The 25,341-nt window shown below is 47.7% G+C and carries 25 protein-coding genes and 1 pseudogene; 19 read left to right on the plus strand and 7 right to left on the minus strand.

Going from position 1 to position 25,341, the window contains the following annotated elements; translation table 11 throughout:
• Positions 1–132 precede the first annotated feature (132 nt).
• The 4 genes and pseudogenes from fldA to C2M24_RS05560 all read right to left on the minus strand — a co-directional run bounded on the left by fldA (position 133) and on the right by C2M24_RS05560 (position 2,077).
• Positions 133–659, minus strand: a pseudogene (fldA, locus tag C2M24_RS05545) (flavodoxin FldA).
• A 14-nt stretch (positions 660–673) separates the two neighbouring features.
• Positions 674–952, minus strand: coding sequence for a LexA regulated protein (ybfE, locus tag C2M24_RS05550; protein WP_105199875.1), 279 nt, complete (start codon positions 950–952; stop codon positions 674–676).
• Positions 953–954: 2 nt separating this feature from the next.
• Positions 955–1,176, minus strand: coding sequence for a DUF2788 domain-containing protein (locus C2M24_RS05555; RefSeq protein ID WP_105199876.1), 222 nt, complete (start codon positions 1,174–1,176; stop codon positions 955–957).
• Positions 1,177–1,300: 124 nt separating this feature from the next.
• Positions 1,301–2,077 (minus strand): alpha/beta fold hydrolase, encoded by a 777-nt coding sequence (locus tag C2M24_RS05560; protein WP_105199877.1) that lies wholly within the window; start codon positions 2,075–2,077, stop codon positions 1,301–1,303.
• Positions 2,078–2,265: 188 nt separating this feature from the next.
• On the opposite strand from C2M24_RS05560, the gene seqA reads away from it, so the two are divergent.
• From seqA to C2M24_RS05600, 8 genes are all read left to right on the plus strand, one after another.
• The gene (gene seqA, locus C2M24_RS05565) at positions 2,266–2,838 is read left to right on the plus strand and encodes a replication initiation negative regulator SeqA (RefSeq protein WP_105199878.1); all 573 of its coding nucleotides are present in this window, start codon (positions 2,266–2,268) and stop codon (positions 2,836–2,838) included.
• A gap of 10 nt (positions 2,839–2,848) precedes the next feature.
• Positions 2,849–4,486 carry a phosphoglucomutase (alpha-D-glucose-1,6-bisphosphate-dependent) gene (pgm, locus tag C2M24_RS05570; RefSeq protein ID WP_105213594.1) on the plus strand — a complete coding sequence of 546 codons (1,638 nt, stop codon included), beginning with the start codon at positions 2,849–2,851 and terminating at the stop codon, positions 4,484–4,486.
• Between the two features lie 92 nt (positions 4,487–4,578).
• Complete coding sequence (gene astE, locus C2M24_RS05575; RefSeq protein WP_199775694.1) at positions 4,579–5,613, plus strand: succinylglutamate desuccinylase; 1,035 nt, start codon at positions 4,579–4,581, stop codon at positions 5,611–5,613.
• Between the two features lie 289 nt (positions 5,614–5,902).
• On the plus strand, positions 5,903–7,120 hold the full coding sequence (locus C2M24_RS05580; RefSeq protein WP_105213595.1) for a thiamine pyrophosphate-dependent dehydrogenase E1 component subunit alpha: 1,218 nt from the start codon (positions 5,903–5,905) through the stop codon (positions 7,118–7,120).
• A complete protein-coding gene (locus tag C2M24_RS05585) occupies positions 7,120–8,097 on the plus strand; it encodes an alpha-ketoacid dehydrogenase subunit beta (protein WP_105189631.1) in 978 nt (325 codons plus the stop codon). Before C2M24_RS05580 ends, C2M24_RS05585 begins: the two co-directional genes overlap by 1 nt.
• Positions 8,098–8,107: 10 nt before the next feature.
• On the plus strand, positions 8,108–9,658 hold the full coding sequence (locus tag C2M24_RS05590; protein ID WP_105213596.1) for a dihydrolipoyllysine-residue acetyltransferase: 1,551 nt from the start codon (positions 8,108–8,110) through the stop codon (positions 9,656–9,658).
• A 162-nt stretch (positions 9,659–9,820) separates the two neighbouring features.
• Complete coding sequence (locus C2M24_RS05595; RefSeq protein ID WP_105213597.1) at positions 9,821–10,177, plus strand: DUF805 domain-containing protein; 357 nt, start codon at positions 9,821–9,823, stop codon at positions 10,175–10,177.
• Positions 10,178–10,652: 475 nt separating this feature from the next.
• The gene (locus C2M24_RS05600) at positions 10,653–11,009 is read left to right on the plus strand and encodes a hypothetical protein (RefSeq protein WP_105213598.1); all 357 of its coding nucleotides are present in this window, start codon (positions 10,653–10,655) and stop codon (positions 11,007–11,009) included.
• A gap of 66 nt (positions 11,010–11,075) precedes the next feature.
• On the opposite strand, the gene C2M24_RS05605 is transcribed toward C2M24_RS05600, so the two are convergent.
• Positions 11,076–12,701: a M28 family metallopeptidase gene (locus C2M24_RS05605; protein ID WP_105213599.1), complete on the minus strand. Its 1,626-nt coding sequence runs from the start codon at positions 12,699–12,701 to the stop codon at positions 11,076–11,078.
• Between the two features lie 107 nt (positions 12,702–12,808).
• On the opposite strand from C2M24_RS05605, the gene C2M24_RS05610 reads away from it, so the two are divergent.
• The 11 genes from C2M24_RS05610 to C2M24_RS16275 all read left to right on the plus strand — a co-directional run bounded on the left by C2M24_RS05610 (position 12,809) and on the right by C2M24_RS16275 (position 22,180).
• The gene (locus C2M24_RS05610; RefSeq protein ID WP_105199884.1) at positions 12,809–13,621 is read left to right on the plus strand and encodes a DUF3025 domain-containing protein; all 813 of its coding nucleotides are present in this window, start codon (positions 12,809–12,811) and stop codon (positions 13,619–13,621) included.
• A complete protein-coding gene (locus C2M24_RS05615) occupies positions 13,618–14,409 on the plus strand; it encodes an ABC transporter ATP-binding protein (RefSeq protein WP_105213600.1) in 792 nt (263 codons plus the stop codon). The genes C2M24_RS05610 and C2M24_RS05615 overlap by 4 nt, the downstream gene beginning before the upstream one ends.
• Positions 14,402–15,610, plus strand: coding sequence for an ABC transporter permease (locus tag C2M24_RS05620; protein ID WP_105213601.1), 1,209 nt, complete (start codon positions 14,402–14,404; stop codon positions 15,608–15,610). Before C2M24_RS05615 ends, C2M24_RS05620 begins: the two co-directional genes overlap by 8 nt.
• A 100-nt stretch (positions 15,611–15,710) precedes the next feature.
• Positions 15,711–16,475, plus strand: a complete 765-nt coding sequence (locus C2M24_RS05625) for a hypothetical protein (RefSeq protein ID WP_158683697.1) — start codon at positions 15,711–15,713, stop codon at positions 16,473–16,475.
• Between the two features lie 106 nt (positions 16,476–16,581).
• Complete coding sequence (locus tag C2M24_RS05630) at positions 16,582–16,788, plus strand: hypothetical protein (protein ID WP_105213603.1); 207 nt, start codon at positions 16,582–16,584, stop codon at positions 16,786–16,788.
• Positions 16,789–16,873: 85 nt separating this feature from the next.
• On the plus strand, positions 16,874–17,317 hold the full coding sequence (locus C2M24_RS05635) for a hypothetical protein (protein WP_105213604.1): 444 nt from the start codon (positions 16,874–16,876) through the stop codon (positions 17,315–17,317).
• Between the two features lie 140 nt (positions 17,318–17,457).
• Positions 17,458–18,144: a hypothetical protein gene (locus tag C2M24_RS05640; RefSeq protein ID WP_105213605.1), complete on the plus strand. Its 687-nt coding sequence runs from the start codon at positions 17,458–17,460 to the stop codon at positions 18,142–18,144.
• 141 nt (positions 18,145–18,285) lie between these two features.
• Positions 18,286–18,603, plus strand: coding sequence for a hypothetical protein (locus tag C2M24_RS05645; protein WP_158683698.1), 318 nt, complete (start codon positions 18,286–18,288; stop codon positions 18,601–18,603).
• A gap of 51 nt (positions 18,604–18,654) precedes the next feature.
• Positions 18,655–19,110, plus strand: a complete 456-nt coding sequence (locus tag C2M24_RS05650; RefSeq protein WP_105213607.1) for a hypothetical protein — start codon at positions 18,655–18,657, stop codon at positions 19,108–19,110.
• Between the two features lie 14 nt (positions 19,111–19,124).
• Positions 19,125–19,820, plus strand: a complete 696-nt coding sequence (locus C2M24_RS05655; RefSeq protein WP_105213608.1) for a hypothetical protein — start codon at positions 19,125–19,127, stop codon at positions 19,818–19,820.
• 359 nt (positions 19,821–20,179) lie between these two features.
• Entirely contained in the window at positions 20,180–22,180 is a 2,001-nt protein-coding gene (locus C2M24_RS16275; protein WP_158683699.1) for a S8 family serine peptidase, read from the plus strand.
• A 77-nt stretch (positions 22,181–22,257) separates the two neighbouring features.
• Here C2M24_RS16275 and C2M24_RS05665 read toward each other — a convergent pair whose 3' ends face one another.
• Together C2M24_RS05665 and C2M24_RS05670 are read right to left on the minus strand one after the other, a co-directional pair.
• The gene (locus C2M24_RS05665) at positions 22,258–23,514 is read right to left on the minus strand and encodes an aromatic amino acid transport family protein (protein ID WP_105213609.1); all 1,257 of its coding nucleotides are present in this window, start codon (positions 23,512–23,514) and stop codon (positions 22,258–22,260) included.
• Between the two features lie 183 nt (positions 23,515–23,697).
• The gene (locus C2M24_RS05670; protein ID WP_105213610.1) at positions 23,698–25,272 is read right to left on the minus strand and encodes a peptide MFS transporter; all 1,575 of its coding nucleotides are present in this window, start codon (positions 25,270–25,272) and stop codon (positions 23,698–23,700) included.
• Positions 25,273–25,341: the final 69 nt, after the last annotated feature.

A 25,341-nucleotide genomic window follows, 5' to 3' on the forward strand; every position in this document is an offset into this window, starting at 1 on the left:
TGTTCTCAATTATGATTCTTTTTTGTGCACCTGAGGCGGACTTTGCCTTGGTGCGCGCGACGCATTTAAAAATTAACAATAACGTGCTTCGAGGGCAAGTGTAAAGCCAAGTTAAACTTGCCCAGCAAAGACTTAGTCTGCTAATTCGGCCAGGCACATTTCTTCATGAATTTGTGCGCACCACTGCTTCACGCGTTGCTCGGTAAGCTCTGGCTGGCGGTCTTCGTCGATACCCAGGCCCACAAAGTGGTTGTCATCAATCATGCCTTTTGACGCTTCGAAGTCATAACCTTCGGTAGACCAGTGACCGACAACGATGGCACCACGCTCGGTGATGATGTCGTTGATCATGCCCATGGCGTCAAGGAAGTACTCGGCATAGTCTTCCTGATCACACAACCGAAGATGGCGCAAAGTTTACCTTCAAAGTCGATGGCTTCTAGTTCAGGGAAAAAGTCATCCCAGTCACACTGAGCTTCACCATAGTACCAAGTAGGGATACCAAATAGCAGCAGGTCAAACTCTGCGATCTCTTCTTTACTACTTTTTGCGATATCGTGCACGGCGACCAATTTCTTGCCGAGCTCTTTTTGGATCATTTTTGCTACGTGTTCAGTGTTACCCGTGTCGCTACCAAAAAATATACCTACACTTGCCATGAATAAATAACCTTTTATGTATCTATAGCCAATCGTTCTTGCAAAATGGTTTCAATCAACGCACTGCGGCTAATATTTTGCGCATCCGCCATATCGTTTAGTGCTTGATACAGCTGTGATGAAACTTTAAATTCGACGCGTTTTAAGCCTCGCGCTTTATCGCGCTTAAGCTGATTTCGCTTATTTACTTTTAACTGTAACTCCCGTGGGAGCGGGTTTGTTTTCGGACGACCCGGACGTCGCTCGTACTCGAATAAATCGAGTGTCGTTCTATCTTGCTCTGACTTGGCCATGGTTAACCCACACCTGCTCCTTGCCAAAACACCTGGATCAGGCCCTTAGCGATAAAGCCGGAACAGCCTAAAAATAATACAAGCCATACCACGTAGCGGCCAAATTTAGGCACATTGCCTTTTTTCAAAACGTCTTGAATAGCCATGCCGATAAAGAAGAAGATGCCAGCAAGGCCAAAATATAACCCAAGGGTATCCAGTCCATTTATAAATTGGTCGACCATTTACTGCTACCTATTTGGAAAACGGCGCGCATTGTAGCACATAAAAAATGAATAATTTAGGCATAATGCGCGTTTCGACTCACATCAGTATAGTGCCTTTAGCACTTTAATTTATTGATATGGATTAACGAGTTAAAAAATCAACTATGGACTTATTAACCGCCACCGGTTTTTCCGCGTGCAACCAGTGCCCAGCACCTTGAATCACCTTGGCCTTGGCCTTGGGAAACAAGCGCATAATCTCATCGCGGTGCGCGGCTTCGATATAATCAGAGTCACCGCCCTTGATAAAGAGTGTATCGCACAAACAAGAATCATTTGCAACTGGAGTTCCGAGGATTTGCGGGTATTCTGCACTGAGAACTGGCAGGTTAAATTGCCAGTTCAGCGTCCCGGCGTCTGTTTTACTTAAACTCTTGGCCAAAAACTGACGCACGCCCATAGCATCTATATATTCGCTCATCAGTGCATCGGCTTCGCTGCGCGAGTGTACGGCGCTGTTGGCCACTGCCTGTAATGCTTTAAAGATGGCGTCATGACGGGAGTGATAGGCAACCGGCGCAATGTCTAAAACCACAAGCTTATCAACGCATTCGGGTTTAGTGAGCGCGACCTGCATGGCGACTTTACCGCCCATGGAGTGGCCAACCAAATGCGCTTTTTCAATGCCCAGGTGTGCGAGCAGGGCGATAATGTCATCGGCCATGGCCGGATAATTCATATCCTTGCTATGGAATGAACGGCCGTGGTTGCGCACATCCACATTAACTACATGAAAGTGTTCGCCCAGTGCCCGGGCAACCACCTTTAAATTGTCGAGTGAGCCAAACAGGCCATGGATAACGATAACGCTCGGTGCCTGTGTGGCACTTAATCCGCTTTGTTCATAATTAAGTAACATAGATATGCCAATTTGGGGTTAGAAAAACGCAGGAATTGTGCCCGAGCTAAGGGCCTTTTTGCAACCTTGATGGTGATTCAACAGGCATGATAATGCCGATATGATGATCTGTATGCCCTAGCTTATTCACTTAACTTGGGTATAATTCTGCCATGCGTGAAAGACACGGCAGTAATGACAGGAATATCATGAAAAAAATAGAAATAGACGACGAGCTATATCAATATATCGCCAGTAACACCCAAAGTATTGGCGAGAGTGCCTCCACTATTTTGCGTCGTTTATTGAATCTGCACAATGCCGGTGCCGACTCGGTCCCAGCGCCCGCAACGCCAGTTGCCTCGACAGACAAGCCAGCTATGGCAACGACCGAAACAGCCTCACCTGCACCAAGTGCACCAGCAAAAGAGCAGGCCAGTGATCAGGGCTCTGTATTCGATATTCTGAATAAAGAAGAGCTGGCGATGCAAAAAGGTGTGGTGGGTCGCTTCTTATTTATTCTGGCAGCGTTTCATCGCAGTCACAAGGGCACCTTTGAGCGTGTTTTGAATATCAAGGGTCGTGATCGTCGCTACTTTGCTACCAGCAAAGAAGAGCTCCAAGCCAGCGGCAGCAGCCTGAATCCAAAGAATATAGACGACAGCCCCTACTGGGTCATGACCAACTCTAACACCACGCGCAAGAAAATGATGCTGCATGAAGTGGCGTTGGAACTAGGTTATAGCAAAGAACAAGCTGAAATCATTCGCGACTATCTATAAGGAACCAAGCATGGCCGTTCACCCAAACGCTGGAAAAACCGCTCCTCAGTCAGAGCTAATTAATGTGCCTAAACTGATGAGTGCGTATTATTTGCACGAGCCCGATGTTGAGCAATACCCTGAACAGCGTGTGGCATTTGGTACCTCGGGCCATCGTGGCTGCTCCTTAAATACCCAGTTTAATGAATCGCATATTCTCGCCATTACCCAGGCTATTTGTGATTACCGTAAACAAAACAATATCTTCGGTCCCTTGTTCCTGGGCAAAGACACCCATGCCTTGTCAGAGGCGGCGTTTAATTCCGCCATTGAGGTCTTGGTTGCCAATGAAGTGCAGATTATTACCCAGGAAGGGGAAGACTACACGCCAACGCCGGTGATCAGCCACGCCGTGGTCAGCCATAATAAGGCGCACCCAAGCGAATTAGCTGATGGCATAGTGGTAACGCCGTCACACAATCCTCCTGAGGATGGTGGCTTTAAATACAATCCGCCTAACGGCGGCCCGGCGGACACAGAAATCACCAAATGGATTGAAGACAGAGCGAATCAACTGCTGGCGGAAGACCTAGTTGAAGTCGAGCTGTTTCCTTATGTAAAGGCGGTGCGTTCCGGTTTTATCAAGTATGTGGACCTGCAAACCCCGTATGTGGAAGATCTTGTCAACGTTGTGGACATGCAGGCTATCGCCAAATCTGGCATTAGCTTAGGCATTGACCCGCTGGGTGGCTCGGGTATCAATTACTGGCCGCTAATCGCCAAACACTATGGTCTGAACCTGACCGTAGTGAACGATGTAGTTGATCCGCGTTTTGCCTTTATGCCGCAAGACAAGGACGGCAAAATCCGTATGGATTGCTCGTCACCTTACGCCATGACCAATCTTATCGGCCTTAAAGATAAATTCGATATAGGTATAGGCAACGATCCGGACTATGACCGTCACGGCATAGTGACCAAAGATGGTTTGATGAACCCTAACCACTTCCTGGCTGTGGCTATCGACTACCTGTTAACGCATCGTGACTGGCCGGCAGACGTTAAAGTGGGTAAAACCTTGGTATCAAGCGCTATTATCGACAAGGTGGTGGCCAGCCATGGCAAAGAGCTGGTTGAAGTGCCGGTGGGCATGAAATGGTTTGTAGAGGGTCTGCACAGCAGTGCTTTATGTTTTGGCGGTGAAGAAAGTGCCGGCGCGGCGTTTTTACGCATCGACGGCTCAGCGTGGTGTACGGATAAAGACGGCTTTATCATGGGCCTGTTGGCCGCTGAGATCTTGGCGGTGACCGGCAAATCGCCGTCGCAGTATTATCGCGACTTGGTCGCCAAGTTTGGTGAGCCGCTTTACAAACGCATCGATGCTCCTGCAAATTCTGAGCAAAAACAAAAGCTTAAAGCGCTTAGTGGTGAGGATATCAAGGCCACCGAGTTGGCTGGCGAACTTATCATCGCTAAGTTGACCGAAGCGCCGGGCAATCATGCCGCTATCGGTGGCCTTAAGGTGGTCACCGAAAATGGTTGGTTTGCGGCGCGACCTTCGGGCACCGAAGATATCTATAAAATCTACTTTGAATCCTTTAAGGGCGAGCAGCATTTGGCGCAATTAGAACAAGCCGCCGTTGAGCTGGTTAACGCCAGCATTGCTTAATCCCAATTTTTATATAAAGCCAGTCGTTTGACTGGCTTTTTGCTATCTAAACTTTGCCACCAGACGGTGGCAGCACATCGAGAAGGTGTATTATGTATTTACAACGTCTTCAGCAAAGTGGCGACTTCCTCGGCATTACCCGAGAAAATGAATTCACTTTGGCGCCAGAGCAGTTCACTCTTGATAATGGTACTCATGTAAAGGTCCTTGACACTGGGGTGATCCAATTCGAGCCGAAGGACTGTGGCCACAAGGATTTTATCTTCTCCAGCGCCGTGCACGGCAACGAAACTGCGCCCATTGAAATCTGCGATCAGCTGATCCGCGCTATTATTGCCGGTACCTTGGAATTGACTCATCGCGTAATGTTTATCTTTGGCAATCCCAAGTCCATTAATATTGGCGAGCGTTTTGTTGATGAAAACCTTAATCGCCTGTTTTGTGGCAAACACAGCGTTGGCGAGGTAACCAACCCAGAGCGTGAGCGTGCGAAAAAGCTCGAAGAATATGTGGAAGCGTTTTTTACAGCGCCAGGCGAGGGCCGTTATCGCGCCCATTATGACCTGCATACCGCGATTCGCGACTCAAAAAATGAAAAGTTTGCCGTTTACCCCTATTTACACGGCAAACCGCACAAGCGCGAACAGCTGCAGTTCTTACTAAGCTGTGGCGTACAAACCGTGTTACTCATGGCCGAGCCAGCCTCTACCTTTAGCTATTTCTCATCGCGTCACTTTGGTGCCGATGCCTTTACCATTGAATTGGGTAAGGTGCGCCCATTTGGTGAAAACGATATGGCCCGCTTTGAAAAGACCAAGGTGACCTTGGCGAACTTGATCAGCCAAAATGAGGTGAGCTATCCGCCACTGCGTGCAGAAGACGTTGAGCTATTCTCTGTGTATCGCACCATTAATCGCCATCATGAAGACTTCTTCTTCACCTTTTCTGACGATGTGCCTAACTTCACGGGCTTTGCTAAAGGTGAGTTACTTGGCCACGATGGTGGTGAAGAAATACGCGCCGAAGTTGAGGGAGAAGCCATTATTTTCCCTAACGCTAAGGTGGCCCTGGGGCAGCGTGCTTTACTGACCGTTATCCCCACCGAATTGTCCGACGAATTTATCTGATCTGACCACTTCGCCTCATAATATTCAACTATTACAGTGTGTTATGAGGCGTACACCGAACTTGCCAACCCCATGTTATGAATGATGCAATTATTCGACTATGATTAGTTGAATAAGCCTTTACGTTGACGTAAAGTGGCGGCAGCATAATTTAAACTAGGCACCATGTGTAGAAATATTATTCTGCATATTCACTGCGGTTGAATTGTTTATTTCAATTTTTCGCCCACGCAGAAGCCACAATAACAAACCTGTGCCTAGTGACATGACAACAAGAGAAGGGAAGGTTATGACTAACCCCAATAACGTTTCGTTGAATATCAGTCACGAACTAGCGTTCATTGACAGCCACGCGCTTAATATACCCACTTACCGTGTCCTTAATGAGCAAGGTACTGTAAGCGAAGGCGCCACCGTGCCTGAAATCGATCAAGATACGGCACTAAAAATTTATGACACCATGCGCTTTATCCGCGCCCTGGATGAGCGTATGCAAGCGGCACAACGTCAAGGCCGTGTAAGCTTCTATATGCAATGTCTTGGTGAAGAAGCGGCGGTAACCGCCAGTGCTGCGGCGCTAGACGATAACGACATGATCATGGCCCAATACCGCGAGCAAGCGGCATTGCGCTACCGTGGTTTTACCCTCGAACAGTTCATGAATCAGATGTTCTCCAATGAGAAGGACTTGGGTAAGGGTCGTCAAATGCCGATCCACTATGGTTCTAACGAATTGAATTATATGACCATCTCTTCGCCGCTGGGCACGCAAATTCCGCAAGCAAGCGGTTATGCCTACGGCCAAAAAATTAAGCATATCAACAAGCAAAGCGGCGAGCTTGATAGCGAAATCGATAACATTACCATCTGTTACTTCGGTGAAGGTGCAGCCTCAGAGGGTGACTTCCACGCCGGTTTGAACATGGCGGCGGTGCATAAGGCCCCGGTGATCTTCTTTGCCCGTAACAATGGTTATGCGATTTCTACCCCGGCGGAAGAACAATTTGCCGGCGACGGTATCGCCTCACGCGGTGTGGGTTATGGCATTAAAACCATTCGTGTTGACGGTGGTGATGCCCTTGCCGTCTATGCGGCGACCAAAACCGCTCGTGAGCATGCAACCAAAACCGGTGAGCCGGTACTCATCGAATCTTTGGCGTATCGTCTTGGCGCGCACTCAACGTCGGACGATCCAAGTGGTTACCGCTCGAAAGATGAAGAAGCGAGCTATCGCGAAAATTGCCCAGTTGCGCGTTTCCGTACCTGGCTTGTGGCTCAAGGCTGGTTAGACGAGCAAGAAGACGAGAAGGTGAAAGAGCAGGTACGTGAACAGATCCTGGATGCTCTTAAAGTTGCCGAGAAAGTGGCCAAGCCACCGCTTGAAGATCTGATCAGTGATGTATATGACACGCCAATTCCAAGCCTACAGGCGCAATATGAGCAATTGAAATCTCATATTAAGAAGTACCCGGACGCTTACCCAATTACAGCAGGGAGAATCAAATAATGAAAACAATGAATATGCTCCATGCCATTAACTCAGCCCTGGATATCACCATGGCCGAGAATGATCATGCCTGTATTTTTGGTGAAGACGTGGGTTACTTTGGTGGCGTGTTCCGCGCCACTTCTGGATTGCAGGAAAAATACGGTAAGCACCGTGTTTTCAATACCCCGCTAACCGAGCAGGGTATTGCCGGTTTCGCCAATGGTTTGGCCGCATTCGGTGCGCCGGCCATTGCCGAAATTCAATTTGCCGATTATATCTTCCCGGCCTTTGACCAAATCGTTAACGAGTCAGCGAAGTTCCGTTACCGCAGTGGTAACGAATTTAATGTGGGCAACCTGACCATTCGTACTCCGTACGGTGGTGGTATTGCCGGTGGTCTTTATCACTCGCAATCACCGGAAGCCTACTTTGCTCATACCCCGGGTTTGAAAATCGTTGTGCCACGCGACCCGTATCAGGCCAAGGGCCTGCTGCGTGCGGCCATTAAAGACGACAACCCAGTGATCTTCTTTGAGCCTAAGCGCCTATACCGTGCTTCGGTAGGTGAAGTACCAGAAGAGGATTACAGCATCGAACTTGGCAAGGCCGAGGTTGTGCAAGAAGGTAAAGACGTAACCGTGCTGGCCTGGGGTGCACAGATGGAAATCATCAGTGCTGCTGCCGAGAAAGCCAAAGAGCAGGGCATTAGCGTTGAACTAATCGACCTTCGCAGTATCTTGCCTTGGGATGTAGAAACCGTTGCCAACTCGGTGAAGAAGACCGGCCGTTTGGTGGTTAGTCACGAAGCACCTATTACCAATGGTTTTGGTGCCGAGATTGTTGCCACCATTCAGCAAGAGTGTTTCTTGCACCTGGAGTCGCCGATTGCGCGCGTATGTGGTCTTGATACTCCATATCCGTTGGCATTAGAAAAAGAATATATCCCAGATGCCTTAAAGGTATTCGAGGCGATTAAAAACGCGGTTGAGTTTTAAGGGGACAGGCATGGCTAAAGATTTTATCCTACCAGATATCGGCGAAGGTATCGTCGAGTGTGAAGTGGTTGAATGGCTAGTCGCCGTGGGCGATGAGGTTAAAGAAGACCAGCCAATTTGTGACGTTATGACGGACAAGGCGCTGGTTCAGATCCCCGCAGTACATGATGGCGTGATCACCGAGCTTTACTACGCCAAGGGCGATATCGCCAAGGTGCATGCACCCTTGTTTGCCATGGATGTGGCTGGTGAGGAAAGCAGCGCAGCTGCAACGCCGGTTGCCGAACAAGCGACCCAACCAGCGCCGGCTGCTCAAGGCTCGGCCCTTGAAGACTTTATCCTGCCGGATATCGGTGAAGGTATCGTCGAGTGTGAAGTGGTTGAGTGGCTTATCAGCGAAGGCGATGAGATCAAAGAAGACCAGCCCGTCTGCGACGTAATGACCGACAAGGCCTTGGTACAGATCCCCGCCAAGTACGATGGCAAGGTGATGAAGCTGTATTACCAAAAAGGTGATATTGCCAAGGTGCACAGCCCATTATTCCAGATGGAAATCGCCGGTTCATCAGCGAATGCTGCAAACACTGCTGCGGCTCCCGCTGTTCAAGCAGCCGCACCAGCACAAACAGCCAATGCCGATAAGCCATCAAGCGAACCTGTAGCCCAAGGTAAAGCCCTGGCTTCACCTGCGGTGCGTCGTCGTGCGCGTGAACTGGATGTGGATATCAGCACGGTTCCTGGCTCAGGCAAAAATGGTCGTGTATTCAAAGAAGATATCGAGCGCTTTATTGCCGGTGGTGCATCCGCTAAGCCTGCAGAGCAAGCAAGCGCAGCACCTGCAGCTGTGGTAAGCGGTGGTACACGCGTCGAGCCGATTAAGGGCATGAAGGCGGCAATGGCCAAGCAGATGGTGCGCTCGGTGTCGACTATTCCGCATTTCACCTACAGTGATGAAATCGATTTGACCGATCTGATCGCCCTGCGCGGTGGCCTAAAAGAAGAGTATAAGCAACAAGGTGTGAAACTCACCATGATGCCATTCTTCATCAAGGCATTGTCATTGGCGATGAAGGAATTCCCGATACTTAACGCCCAGGTGAATGATGATTGCACCGAATTAACGTATTTTGACGATCACAACATTGGTATGGCCGTTGACTCTAAATTGGGTCTATTGGTACCAAACGTGAAGCAGGTACAGAACAAGTCTATTGTTGATGTGGCTAACGAAGTAACGCGTCTGACGGAAAGTGCCCGTGAAGGTCGTGTAGCGCCGGCGGATCTTAAGTCTGGCACCATTTCGATTTCGAATATCGGCGCCATCGGCGGTACTACGGCGACGCCTATTATCAACAAGCCTGAGGTGGCGATTGTGGCCCTGGGTAAGCTGCAGCATTTGCCGCGCTTTAACGCCAAGGGCGAAGTTGAGGCTCGTGCCATTATGCAGGTTAGCTGGTCTGGCGACCACCGCGTAATCGATGGCGGCACCATTGCCCGCTTCAACAACTTGTGGAAAGACTACCTAGAGCAACCGACAAAAATGTTGATGGCGATGAGCTAAAACTGGTCTAACCAGTTGTTCCTGTTATGAAAAACCAGCTTCGGCTGGTTTTTTTTATGCGAGGATTGAATTATCATCTCATAAGCCTTTGTTCTTAAGGTAAATATGCGAGCTAGAAACTAATTCGCACATTGGAATTAACAATAATATATAGGATCTGCTATGGAATATTTTATGGAAGCGCTAAAGCGATACGCTGATTTTTCTGGCCGTACTCGCCGTAAAGGCTATTGGATGTTCATCCTTTTCTACATCATTTTTTATGTCGCTGCACTAGTAATTGATAGCGTACTAGGTACAGTGTTTGTCGGTATGATTTACTCGCTTGCGCTATTGATCCCAAGCTTGGCAATCGGTGCGCGTCGTCTTCATGACACTGGCCGTTCAGGTTGGTGGCAATTACTATACTTCTTACCGATTATCGGTTTTATCGTACTTCTTATCTTCTTCGTACAAGATAGCCAAGACGGTGACAACGACCACGGAGCAAATCCAAAAGAAATTAATGGCTTAGCTTAAAGTGTACGTAAGCTTGAATTCAGATAAAGAATGTAACATCTGTAGTTAAAAGGTGAAAAAATAAATCAACTGCTTGTTGGTAGTACCTTGTAGTTGCTATATAGACATATGTTATTACCAGTCACAAGCAGTTTTTCACAAGAGAGCGACACTAAAATGAAGCTCTCTTTATTAATTAACGTCAGATAGGCTAACCGCTTAGATGTCAGTTATCTTCCCTCATTCAATAAGTTTAATGCAACCGTGTAAGAGGCTTCCATCCTCTGCTTCGGCAGGCCAGTAAAAACGTATCGATTTACTGACGACAGTAGAAAAAACTAATTACATTGAGTGTGAATTCAAAAAGCAGTCATAATATATTAGGGATTAAGCAGAGTAGTTTAATTTAACGAGTAATGTACTTCGGAGTTGAATTCGCGGGTCACTCCTGCCTATTATGTTTTAAAGGGGATGTTTTATACATTGGGAGCTTCATATGGAAAACACAATAGTAAAAATCTATTCTGGAAATCTCTTGGTTGCCAAACGACGTTACGCTAAAGCCAAGTCTATAAATCTGGCACAGGGCTATGAGGTGGTATCGGAGTCTTATGAAGAAGGAAAAAGGGGAGCGGGTATATTTCTTTTAGGGCTTGTTTTACTGCCGCTCTGGGGTTTGGGGTTATTTATTTGGATATATGCAATTATAGTAAAGCCAGAGGGTAAGTTAGTCGTAACCTATCAAAAAATAGAGCAGTGTAATGAGTTGACAAAGAAGTGTCCTGATTGCGCTGAATCTATCAAGGCTGAAGCGTTAAAATGTAGATATTGTGGAGCTATTTTTAAATTATAAAGCTAATTAACAATGAAATATTCCCTAGAAATGAAATTAGGGAATATTTCACAGTTATCTCTTATCTCATTTACGCTGGAACTCAGAATTTGCATACCATTTTGGCCATTGCTCTTGTTGCGAGATATCAAAGCCCACCTTATAGAACAATTGCAGGTCTTGTACCGCGCCGGAAAGATCCCACTCATCGCGGTAACGGTCGCAAGGCTGATGATAACAACCACGCAGTACCAGGCTCATGCGCTTACGGTATTGAGCGGTTTCTTCGTCGCGGGCTTCACTGCCGCCGCCAGCGTACATGGCTGGAACACCCAGGTTGGCAAAAGCGAAGTGATCCGAGCGGTAGTAACCACCGGAGCTTGGCTTAGGATCGCCGGAAATGGTGCGCTCCTGCATTTTCGCGGCTTCACCTAGCATATCGTCGAGCTCAGATTTACCCATGCCAACGACGCTGACATCTTTAACCTTACCAAGCAGGTTTAAGCTATCCATATTAATATTGGCCACGGTTTTGTCTGTGGCAATAATCGGATTAGCGGCATAGTATTTGGCGCCCAGCAGGCCTTGCTCTTCGGCGGTGACCGCCAAGAAGGTGATGGAGCGATCTGGGTGGCGCGGTAACTTAGTGAAGGCTTCGGCCACTTCAATCATGCCGCCTGTGCCGGTAGCGTTATCGTGGGCACCGTTATAAATCTGGTCGCCTTTACGGTTTTTATCCGTACCCAGGTGATCCCAGTGGGCCGAGTAGATAATGTGCTCGTCCGCCTTTTTACTGCCCGGGAGGGTGGCGATAAAGTTGTACGAGACCGACTTTTTGATTTCGCTGTTTACCTCAACGCTGGCAGTCAGGTCACCCATATCCACATGGTAGGCGCCCTCGGCGGCACGTTGCTTGGCCTGCTCGAAATCAAGACCGGCCTTGGTGAATAGCTCCTTGGCCACATCTACAGTAACCCAGCCCTCAACGGCAACGCGGTCCATATTGTTGTTGTCTTTTTGGAAGCCAAACTGTGGGCCACTCCAAGAGTTCTCAACCACGGACCAAGGGTAGGAGGCCGGTGCGGTTTCATGCACTATGATGGCGCCGGCGGCACCTTGACGGCTGGCTTCTTCAAACTTGTATGTCCAGCGGCCGTAGTAGGTCATGGCATCGCCGGTAAAGAGTTCCGGATTCTTGGTGGCAAAGCCAGGGTCGTTCACCAGCATAACCACGGTTTTGCCTTTCACATCCAGGCCTTCGTAGTCGTTCCACTTGTATTCTGGGGCATTCACACCATAGCCAACAAACACTAGCTCGGAATCTTTAATGCTTTCTTTGGTACTGATACGGCTGGTGCCCATCACCATGTCTTTTTTGTATTGGTAGTCTTTGCCACCAATGTGCAGGGCCATATTGGCATCGGCTTCGATAGAGACCAAAGGCACTTGTTGTAAAAAGCTGTCACCGTTACCCGGCTGATAACCCAGAGCTTTAAATTGCTCGGTTAAATAAGCCAAGGTTAGCTCTTCGCCTTTAGAAGAAGGGGCACGGCCACCGAATTCATCAGAGGCTAGAGTTTTGACATGCGTGGCCAATTGCTCGGCATTGATACTGTTCCAACCAGCCATTACATCCTGGTTGCTGATCTGTGTGCTCGCACAGCCGGCAAGAATAGCCGCGCTGACTAGAGTCAAAGGAAAATAGCGTTTCATAATTATTGGTTTCATTGCTATAAGACCCAGCCAGTATAAGGATAGCGGTAAAATTAAACCAGTTTTTGCGCTAAACTACGCAAAATTTACGCCTAATAATCGCAGTAATGAAACGTTTTACCCCTTTTGAACACTGGCAGACCGCCTGTTTGCAAAGCGGCGCCTTCGCCCATTTAAATGCGCTTTTTGCTCTGGACCAATTTACGGATTGGCCGACCTTGGACCAGCTTAATCGCCACACTTTAGTTAACGCTAATAAAGTGCCTCTTAAGTTTATTGATAACGCTGAGTTTGAACAGGATGGGCGTTATTACGAGTCTTTTATTTATGAAACCGGCAAGGTGCCGACCCGTCAGCATAACTGGCACGACCTTTTTGGTGCCTTTATGTGGCACCTGTTTCCAAAAACCAAGGCCTTGTTGAATCGTTTGCATATCGATGAAATGGCGGCTCAGCAGGGCACCCAGCGCAGCAAGATGCGCAATGCCCTGACGCTGTTCGACGAATGTGCGGTGATCTTAGCGGTGACGGACTCAAGTTGGATTGAGGCATTTCGTGAGCACCAATGGCATGAGGTGTTCGTGACGCGCCGCGAGCAGTGGCAGCGCGAAATCCGTGCTTATACCTTTGGCCATGCGAATTATGAAATGCTGACCCAGCCCTTTATAGGCTTAACCGGCAAAGCCCTGTTTGTGCCTGTGAGTCCTGATATATTTTGTAAAGATTTAGCGAGCCAATACAACTACCTAGATGAGCGCCTCTATGAGATGATAGCGACAGATAGGGTGTTGGCGGATAACTCAGCCATGTCGCCACTGCCATTACTGGGGGTGCCGCAATGGTATGAGGACAATAATAACGCCGATTTTTATGCCAATACCGACTACTTTAGGCCAAAACGAAGGAAGAATAACAAATGATAAGCGTGAACGGGCTTAAGAAGAAGTTCAAGCTCACCAAGGATCATAAAAAAGGGATCAGCGAGACACAGCAAGACCCACGCGAAGAAAAAGATTATTTTCATTCCGTCCGTGATGTGCATTTTCATTGCGAACAAGGTGAAGTCTTGGGCCTGCTTGGACCTAACGGCGCCGGTAAAACCACCACCTTGCGTATGCTCTCTACGGCGCTTAAACCGGATGAAGGCAGTATCGAAGTCGGTGGCGTTGATTTAGTGAGGAAACCTTTGGCCGGGCGTAAGGCTATCGGATTTTTATCCGGCTCAACCGGGCTCTATGGTCGTTTGACCGCCAAAGAAAATGTCGAATATTTTGCCAAATTGCATGGCATGAAAGGGGCCGAGCTTAAGCAACGATGCGATGAGCTGTTTACCCTGCTGGATATGTACAGCTTTTTGGATAAACGTGCCGATAATCTCTCCACCGGCATGAAGCAAAAAACCAATATTGCCCGCGCCGTGGTGCACAGACCTAAGGTGGTGATCCTGGATGAGCCGACCACGGGCCTGGATATTATGACCACACAAACGGTGATCAATTTTATTAAAAGCCTAAAAGAGCAGGGCACACCCGTGGTGTTCTCAACTCATCACCTCGACGAAGTGGCGTTGCTGTGTGACCGCGTTTCTGTGATTGACCAGGGGCTCACCTGTTTTGATGGCACCTTGGCGGCCTTTAAACAACAAGGCCGAAGTGAGGAGTTAAACCAGGCGTTTATGAATATTCTTGAGGAACATCGTCATGTTTGAAGTATTTTTAAAGGAAATAAAAGAGCTGTTACGTGATAGAAAAACCCTGATGTTTGTTGTCGCTTTGCCGCTACTGATCTTCCCTGTTATTTTTGCGCTAATCGGCTTTTTGGCTTCTAAGGCGGCCTTGGAAGCGGAGCAAAAGGTGCACACCTACGCCATAGTTAATGCGCAATACGCTGAACCCTTTGCCAAGGAAGTGTTTTTTCACAAGAGCTTTAAATCACTTGAAAAAGAACATACTTATACCAGTGTGGACGACTTAAAAGCAGCCGTAGAAGCCGGTGATATAGATGTAGGTATTTATATTCCCGCCGATGCTCAAAGCGCATTGGAAAGTGGAGAGCAAAGTAACTGGCAGGTGATCTTTAATGATGCCCAGACTATTAATTTCTTATTTACCAACCTTAAAGCAGTGGCCGACAATTACGCCAAGCGGCTGCAAAGCGCCAAACTGGTAGCGCTAGGGGTTGATATTGAGGCGCAAAAAGCCCTGCTTCAGCCTATTGAGTTGACCAAGGTGAACACCGCGGATCAAAGAGAAAACCTTGGCGAGAAGATAGGTGCCTATATTCCTTATCTACTTTTACCTCTGGTATTAACTGGTGCCATGTATCCGGCGATCGACTTGGGTGCGGGCGAAAAAGAGCGCGGGACGCTGGAAACTTTGCTACTAACTCCTTTGTCACGTACGCAAGTGGTACTGGGTAAGTTCTTAACTGTGTTTTGTAGTGGCATCACCAGTGCCATGGTAACTGTGCTCAGTTTTGGCCTCTGGTTAACCTTAGCAGGGCAATTTATCGAGTTGGATATGCTCAAAGAAGCCTTTGGCAGCGTTATGGTATCGGATTTGTTGCTTATTCTATTGCTGCTTATTCCTGTTGCCGCTATTTTTGGCTCGTTGGCACTGACCATCTCCATCTATGCGCGCAGCTTTAAAGAGGCACAAAACTATATGTCGCCGCTGTCGTTTTTAGTATTTATTCCCATTATCGTTGCGATTATGCCGAACATGGAATTAAACGCGAAAACTGCCTTGATCCCCATTACTAATATTTGTTTGGCGATTAAGGAGATCATTAAAGGTACCGTAGATATGGGATTGGTCGGTTTGATATTTGTCGCCACAGTGGTACTTGCCGGTGCCTTACTGGCCTTCTGTACCTACTGGTTTAATCGCGAAGAAGTGTTGTTCCGATAAGGAGTTATGAGCGAGCCCCAGTGGCTCGCTCGGTTTTACAAGCCCGATAAATTTGTTAACATCTAATGCCACAGGATTGCAGGATCAAAGGATTATGAATATGCGCCTATCTCTAGCTCTAATATCTTTACTCATTTTTTCTACACCCTTACTCGCCACAGAGTCCTTATCACTGGTTTACACTGTTACTGACGAGGAAAAGCAAATAGTTGGTGAGGCTGCTCTGCATCTCAGTGACACTAAAATAGCTAATCACTACAAGTTCGAGGATATTAATCTGTCGCAAATCACCAAGGCATCGACGGGGACGTATTTTGTAATTCATGCCAGTAAGCTCATCTATTTTCGCGATTATGCGGCCTTTGCGGCTATCCGTGAGCAAGATTTAGCCTTAATGGCGTCACAAACGGGCTCTCTTACTAAGCAGGATATCTGGGAAATGTCATTAGACCCTAGCAATGATCCCAGTTCGGTTGTGTTTAACTCCACCGAGGCTGGGCAATTTGATGGTATTCGTGACGATTTCGTGGTGTACAAAGTTGAGACGCAAGGCGGCATCCAGGCACCTGTTAGCGCCGCTCAATTAGCTTGGCTGAAAAAGCGTTTAAAGGAGCAAATGCTGTTACCCCAGTCTGGGCTGGGGTTAAGTGACAATCTGGATGAGTTTCTTCGCCAATTTACCTATTTTCATGACGCTATTCCACAACGTATAGAAGATCTGGATGCGGGTTATATGTTGACCTTAAAAGAGCTCAAATGGGATAAGACACAGGACGGCCAGTTAGCCTTGCCAAGCGGATATGTCACTAAAGATATAACCCAAGCCACGCTGGATATTGTGGAATATTTAGAAAGCCTGGATTGATAGCAAACTGAAATTAGTACTTCAACCTAAGTAATAATTTTATCTGCTTAATCTTGGTCATAGAGCTAAGCCACTCACATTAATAAACTTTCAAGGGACAAATAAAATGAAAGGAAACTTATTACTGGCACTGATGGCCGTTACTTCGTTTAGCGCTGCAGCTCAAGATTACTCTACACCTATCGAAAACTGCGTAAAAGCAGCCGAGGCAGTCAAAAATAATGATGCAGCCTTGTTAAAGCCGCTGGTGAGAGATTTGAATCCAGAAGAAGAACAGGCCATGACGCAGTATCTGGCAAAAGGGCAGCTTTAAATGAGCCGCGAGCTTGATGCTTGGTATTATTTTTTGATTTTCTTTTAGTTTTTATTCATTTGAATATATAAGCATGGAGCAATAGATGAATACACTTCGACTCAGCCTTGTTGCGCTTTTACCTTTGAGCCTGAGCCTAGCCGCCCAAGACAGTACCAATGTGGAGTTTGCAGCCGAAAATAACCAAGCCGACGTTTTTATCGAAAAATGCCACACGTGGCGAAATGCTATGCGTGACAATAAGGTGGACTTAATGTGGACCTTTGTTGAAGAAAAGTTCAAAGGATCCCTTAAGCCAAAAATGGCACAAAAGCTTAAGAAAGTCGCCGCCAAGCATAGGCGTCACCTAGATGAGGCCGGAGCATATGTGCAGCGCTCGGTGTCCTTGTCTCAGGAGACGCCAAGTGATACCGCCCAAGTTATTGTGAAGTGGGATAATAATGGCGCTGGAAATAAGAATATTGGTTATGTCGAAAGCTGTGTTTTTGAGCAATTGCCAGGCACCACAAAGTGGGTACTTGATATATAGAAAATAATGCTAAGGGGGCATCGCGTCTCTTCATTAATATATGTATAAATCCGGCGGAGCATTCCGCCGGTTTGTTTTGCGTCCCCCTACTTTTACCGATTAAAAAACATGCGGATGTCATTAAGAGTTAAGGAGTAGCAGTGAAAAATACCCAGCAAATAACATCTATAAATGAATGGGTAGCAAAGGGGGCTGCGGCCCCCTTCGTTGTGTTGATTTTATTTAGTGTGCTCAGCCAAGATATAACCGCAATTGTGATTAATACACTATTTGTGGCTTTTTTATTTGCGTTTCAACAACGATTATTGTTGCAGGCAAAGGCATTGGTGATTCGAAGTCAGTTTAGTTTTTTTGGCAAGACTTTCTGTGTTATTTATGAACGCTCTATTCCCTTGACCTCCATCACAGAGCTAACTTTCAGCCAACGGCAACATAAGAATGATCTCGCCATTACTTATAAAAATGGAAACGGTGAAATTAAGATCTTATCTTTTTCATGCTTACACCAAGCACAGCAGACGATGGAGTTGCTCAGCGCTTCGGGCCTTAAATACAGCGTTCACAGACCTACTCAGAACACAAAGGGACTACAAGCCAATGACACAAAAGAGACTGTAACGGATATTTTCCCATTAGGCGCTCTTGGTAAGGAAATAAAACCAACACACACCATAGCGCGCTTTGCCATGCCCTTACCACAAGACAAAGTTTTAACCCCTTGGGTGACGGCCGGAATTTTCGCTTTGGTGACAATTGGCTTGACAGCATCTTCGGGAAATTGGGTTGCTGCCTGTGTATTTATCGCTTTAACCTACCTCAGTTATTAGCTAGCACGAGCTTATATCTGCAATAAGCATTACTTTGTAGCCGCTTATCCTTGTAGTGATATTGTTGTTAAGGAAGACCATTTATTTCTACCTGCGCTGTTGTTTACAGACAAGCAAGCACGGGAACTGCATAAAGAGCAGGTGAAACGTATTGTGGTGAAATGGAACTATTATATTGTTGGTAAGCCAGACATAGAAAACGCAAGCTTGGGGCAGCAAAACCTAAATCATGCTTATGTAGTTGATGTAACCTTTTATACTGATCAAGGTGATACCCTTGCGCTGACAGGGATGAGTGTGAATGCACAGGCATTATTGCTAGCTCTTACACATTGGCATTATCCGGTATCTCTGGAGCGTTCAAATAAACTGGCGATGCCGATCATGGTGCATGTGCGTATTGGCGCAGTAATTGCGGTTATTGGGGTAATCCTTGCATCATTAATAAAGTATTTTTAACCGAGTGGATCTCTTGAGAATGATTCACTGCATTTAGATTAAGGAAGAAGCATGAAGATAATTAACTTATTGGGGATAATGGCTTTTTTATCACTTGGCGTTGAGGCATCGGATTATAGTGTACCAATTGAAAATTGCGTAAAAGCAGCCGAGGCAGTCAAAAATAATGATGCAGCCTTGTTAAAGCCGCTGGTGAGAGATTTGAATCCAGAAGAAGAACAGGCCATGACGCCATATCTGGCAAAAATCCACACCTATTACACCAAGGGTAGCTATCAGGGTATTAGAAATTTTCGTACCAAAGACGTACAAGTGATCGAAAATGCCAAAGCCAGCATCTATCAAGATACGCGCGAAAATGCAGAAAAGTATAATTACGACGAAGAGATTTGGGTCAATTATTCGTTTGATACCAGCCGCGTCGATAAAAAGGATGCTGTTAAAAGCGGGCAGTGTAAGTTTGCGCAAATCGGTGGCCGTTGGGTCATGATGAATGTCTTAAATTAACTGTTAATTCAATTATGAAGCTTGAACTCACCGATCCTGTGTGGTTTTCCTACGTCCATTTTAAAGGGCAAAAGGGGCTTTCCCCGCACAGTGTTATTAAGCTGCCATTACTTAGGCTGCTGGCAACGCTGTCGCCAAAAAAGGAATGGCTGTTTGCTTTTATGGTACTGGCGTTAGCGCCGCTGCCTTTTATCCTTGAGCCTTTTTTTGGTCCTAGGGCATTTGTATTTATCTATTTTCCGGCCTTAGTTGGCGTCTTGGTGCTTAAGCGCATTGTCTTTTGGCGTACCTTTGGCGCCGATAAGAAAAAGTTGCTGACTTTGAGTGCCGAGCAAATTGAGATAAGCCCATTGGCATGTGCTCAGTTAAGTAAAACGGCCGTTTTATCTCGCCAGGATATTGCCAAGGTAAAGGTTTACTACAGCTTGACTCACGACCATGATGTGGGCAGCTCTGGGGCGAGGTCCTCGGTGAATCAGCTAGCCTTAGTGCTTAAGGATCAAAGTGAGTATAAATTAAATGGCTATCGCATTGGTCTGGCTAACGTGCTCTATTTACTGGTTTATTTTGACTATCCTTTGGAGTTTAGTAAGCAGTCATTAGCCCATGTACCAGGGCATCTGTGGCCTCTGACTTTACGGCTAATCCCCATCTGTGCCAACGTCCCGGCACTGGGGCAGACGCTATTTGCGTTAAAAAGCGTATTCTAGCCGCTCATTACTGAATATTCACAAGGACGTGAATAGGCCACCGATACCCCATAGACATTCCATTGCAATATGATTTTTCTGATTTAGGTTCTGGTACTTTTTTGCGTACTGCTCGGTTGCTAATCTGAATGTCTTTTCCTTCTGCCTCCCGCCTTAGTTCCTAAAAAATGCACAATTTATACGCCGATTTCTTTCGCCTATAAAATCGCCTGCTATACTCTGTTCGATATTTGTTCACTTTATATTAACAAAAAGCCGTAAACATAAGTGGCGAATAGCAGGGTTGAGTTAGCGCAAGAGGTTCCAGTTAACCCGGCCCGATGAAGGAAAACTTATAAATCTATCTTAGGAATCCATCTATGCTGAAAATAAAACGACCCCTGGTTGTGTCTGCAGTACTGTCTGCGTTATCACTTGCAGGCACCGCACAGGCGGCCAATGAAGAGCAACGCTACATAGTAAAATTCAAACCAGGTCAAAAAGCCTCGGTAATGACGGCGCTAAGCAATAGTCGAGGTAAGGTTGAGCGTGAACTCGACAAGCATCAACTCGTTGCCGTTACGCTTCCTGCGCAAGCGGCTAAACAATTTAAGAGCAGAAAAGACATAGAGTTTATCGAGGTCGATCAAAAGCGCTATTTGATGGCCGAAAGCACACCCTATGGCATTTCTATGGTTCAGGCGGATCAAGTCAGTGATGCCCTTACCGGAAATATGAAGGTCTGTATCATGGATACCGGTTACGACCTTGGCCATGAAGACCTGCCCAATACCGGCGTAACCGGGGATGATGGGTATGATAACTATAATTCCGGCAACTGGTATGAGGATGGTCATGGCCACGGCACCCATGTCTCGGGCACCATAGCTGCTCTAGGCGGTAATGGCACCGGGGTTGTGGGTGTGAACCCCAGCGGTAATTTAAGCCTGCATATGGTCAAGGTATTCAATAGTAACGGCCAATGGGCTTATGGCTCGGATCTGGTCGCAGCGGTCGATCAATGTATGGCGGCCGGCGCCAAGGTGATCAGCATGAGTTTGGGTGGCAGCGGCTCAAGCAGTGCCGAGCAAGCGGCATTTGATAATGCCCACGCCAATGGTCTGCTTTCTATCGCTGCGGCAGGTAATGACGGTAACAGCAGCATGTCTTATCCGGCCTCCTATGATTCCGTGATGTCGGTTGCTGCGGTGGACTCTAACGGTAATAAAGCCAACTTCTCCCAATACAACAGCCAGGTGGAGATCGCCGCGCCCGGTGTGGCAGTTAATTCAACCTTGCCGAATAACAGTTATGCGGCCTGGAGTGGCACGTCTATGGCCACCCCTCATGTGGCTGGCGTCGCCGCGCTGGTATGGAGCCATTATCCAAGTTGTAGCAACGATCAGGTGCGTACCGCCATGGCACTGTCAGCAGAAGACCGTGGCAGCGCAGGAAGAGATAACAATTATGGCTGGGGCATAGTCAAGGCTAAGGCGATGTTTGACCTGTTTGCCGATGGCTGTGACGTTGGCAATCTCCCTGAGCCTCCAGAGCCAGAAGATTTAGTTAACGGCGTGCCGGTAGAGAATCTTGCTGGAGCCAGCGGTGATGCATTTGAATACAAGATGGCCGTGCCCTCTGGCGCATCTAACCTGGTGTTCGATATGTCCGGTGGCAGCGGCGATGCTGACCTCTATGTTAAGTTTGGCTCTAAGCCTACCGCCAGCAGTTACGATTGTCGTCCGTATTCAAGTGGTAACAATGAAAGCTGTAGCTTTACCTCGCCACAGACAGGCAACTATTACGTAATGGTACTGGGTTACAGCAGCTTCTCCGGCGTGTCTCTGGTCGGTAACTATGATGGCGGCGGCACGCCCAATACGCCGCCAACCAGTGAGTTCAGCTACAGCTGCACGGATCTGAGCTGTGATTTTGACGCCAGCCTTAGCTCCGACAGCGATGGCAGCATCAGCAGCTACAGCTGGGACTTTGGTGATGGTAGCACGGGCAGTGGCCAGGCGACCTCCCACAATTACAGCGCCGATGGCAGCTATAATGTAACACTGACAGTGACGGATAATGATGGCGCGTCGGATAGCAGCACGCAAGTTGTCACCGTCACCGGCGGCGCTACCAGCGACATTACCTTGCAGGCATCCGGTTATGCCTCCAGAGGCACGCGTTATGTGGATTTAACCTGGAGCAATGCAAACGGCAGTAATGTGGATGTGTATCGCACCAAAAACCGCGACACGGTAACCTTTACCACGGCCAATGATGGCGCCTATACCGACTCCTTCGGTGGCGGTGGCTCTTTCGTCTACAAGGTTTGCGAGTCCGGTACGCAAAACTGTTCACCGGAAGTAACGGTTAATTTCTAATTGAATTTAAGCCTTACAAATAAAAAATCCACCTGCTATGCGGGTGGATTTTTTTTAAAGCATTGAGCAAATTTAAATTAACTCAACAGGCTATATACCAAAGCAGACACTGCCAGTGCGCCCACTAGCAGTACAAACAAGGTACTCAACTTACCGCGATACTGCGCCAGTGCTGGAACCTTATAAACGGCAATCATGGGCATGATAAAGAGGATCATGGCGATAATAGGGCCGGAAATCGCTTCCATCATTCCCAGTATGCTGGGGTTATAGATGGCACAAATCCAAATCGCTACAAACATCAAGGCCACACCCAGTTTATCGGCGCCGCGATAGCTTAATGACGAGTGTTTTACTACCAGGCCATTAAAGCTTTCACGAGCACCCAAAAAGTGGCCGAAGAAAGATGAGGTAATGGCAACAAAGGCAACCAGCGGGCCAACATAGGCAAGCAGCGGGTTGTTATAGGTATTCGCCAAATAAGAAAGCACTGAAATATTGGCTTCCTTGGCCGCTAGCAGCTCCTCGCTTGATAGTGCAAACACGCAGGAAAACACAAACAGCAGGACAAAGCTTATCAGCATAATGGCCGTGTACTTTAAGATCTTGTCTGATTTGGCGCGAGCATGTTCACCGTAGTGGCGACGCTGGGCATTGGCAAAGCTGGAAATTGCGGCGGCGTGGCTAAATGAAAAAACGATCACAGGAACCGCTAGCCAGAGGTTGGTCGCCAGCTCAGGGGCGCTGCTAATGTCCATTGACGGCATTTGCCAGTTGGGAATAAGGTACAGGGATAGGCCGAACAATACCGCCACTAGGGGGTAAACCAAAAATGCGAAGGCCCGCAACATCAGCTTCTCGCCGCCTAACATCACAGCTACCATGGCCGCCACCAGGACACCTGAGAGCACTGCACGCGGCGGTGAGTCCATACCGAGCTGATTGACGATAAAGTCATCCACCGTATTGGTCAGGCCTACGCCATAGATCAACAGAATCGGGAAGATGGATAGAAAATAGAGTAGGGAGATAAGGCGCCCTGCGGTGGCACCAAAGTGTTCCTGCACCACATCGGTAAAATCACTGTCATCCTTCTTTGACGAGAGCACGAAGCGGGCCAAGCCTCGGTGTGCTAGGTAGGTCATGGGGAAGGCGGCCAACGCCATAATCACTAAGGGCCAAAACCCTCCTAAGCCTACATTGATGGGTAAGAATAAAATACCCGCGCCGACGGCGGTGCCAAAAAGGCTAAGCAGCCAATGGGTGTCATGACGATTCCATGAACTTGCTGTTGCCGAGGCGCTGGCGCCAAGGACTTGGTGAGAGGAGTTCATATACTACTACCTGATACTGCATAAAAATTCGGGGCAATGATACCTAATATGCCAAAACAATTCATACTTATGCGTAACAGAGTGTATTTTTATGTGACTGGTTGGGCCACTAAACCGCGCCTTGCTTGCTTTTGCAATGAAAAAGGCCTCTGAATTCAGAGGCCTAGTTAGATTGGTTATTAATTACACTTTTTGCTCTGCGGGCTGTTCACTGGGGTTGTCATCAAGCATGGGCTCGTTACCGCCGTTGGCGCGCTCCCAAAACTTGGCTTTAAAGTTAATCAGCACCAGAACAATACCCACCCCTATGCTAAATAGCGCGATTTGCATGTATAAGCCTGGGATTTGCTGGACATTTTCCGGGTCGAAAGAACCGGCCAATAAGCCCGAGATAATATTGCCGATGGAATAGGTCAGTACGAAGACCCCCATCATTTGGCCAACATAGCGGGCTGGCGAGAGGCGACTTACGGCACTGAGGGCCACCGGACTTAAACAGAGTTCCCCCACGGTGTGCAGGAAGTAGGTGGTAATAAGCCAGTAAGGCGCCACTTTTAAGCCGTCTGCGGCGTATTGCGCGGCAAAAAACATCACTAAGAAACCCGATGCCATGATAATCAAGCCTACGGCGCATTTTACACTGTAGGAAGGGGTGATCATGCGTTTGGCCATATTAATCCACAGGGCGGCGAAAAACGGCGACAAAATAATAATGAAAATCGAGTTGGCCGATTGGAACCAGGCGGTAGGGATTTCAAACGTGCCTAACATTCTGTCAGTGTAGTCACGGGCGAATAAGTTAAGCGATGAGCCCGCTTGCTCAAAACCAGACCAAAAACAGGCAGAGGCCACACACACCAAAAACAGCGCCCACATCCGCTGTTTTTCACTGTCGCTGAGCTCACCCATAAAATAGATATGGCCAAAATAAATAAAGAAGGTGATGGTAAAGACGATAGCCACTGAGCCGGCTAAGGCAACCGGATTGATCACCAACCAGCCCTGATAACCGGCGACAACCGTGAGTGCGACAATAGTGATAAAGGCGCCTATGATGGTCCAGGCCAAGGACGCGCCTTTGGCCGACAGTGGATTGGCGGGCTTGTCATTAATGCCGGCAATATAGCCCTGGCTCATTCGGTATTGCACCAGACCTAAGGCCATGCCCACGGCGGCCGCACCAAAGGCCCAATGCCAGCCGACATTTTCCATAAAGTAGCCGCATACGCCGTACCCTATCATGGAGCCGATATTGATGCCCATGTAGTAAATGGCGTAGCCACTGTCACGGCGTTCATCTTCGGTTTGATAAAGCTGGCCGACCATGGCGCTGATATTCGGTTTTAAGAGACCGGTACCTGTGGCTACAAAAATCAAGCCAATAAAGAAGGAACTGGGGTGGGGAATGGCGAGAATAATATGGCCGCACATAATAATAATGCCGCCGTACCACACTGTTTTTTGTCCGCCGAGGAGGCGATCTGAGATCCAGCCACCGGGCAGGCCTAAAAAGTACACAGCCCCCGTGTATAAGCCATAAATAGCGGCGGCGGAGGCGACGGTGAAGGCCAGGCCTTCTTGTTGCAAGGAGGCGGTCATAAATAGTACCAACATGGCGCGCATGCCGTAATAACTCATGCGCTCCCACATCTCGGTAAAGAACAGGGTTTGCAGACCTTTTGGGTGACCGAAAAACGCAGTATCCAGCTTGGCGTCTCCGGCCACGCTTTTTTGCGTGGATAATTGCTCGTCAGACATAGATTCACTTCCATTATTGTCGTTATAGTGAACAATTATTAGTACGTTAATTAGCCGTGAGATGCAACC

Origin of the sequence: Pseudoalteromonas sp. T1lg22, from assembly GCF_002964645.1 — a bacterium.
GTDB lineage: Bacteria > Pseudomonadota > Gammaproteobacteria > Enterobacterales > Alteromonadaceae > Pseudoalteromonas.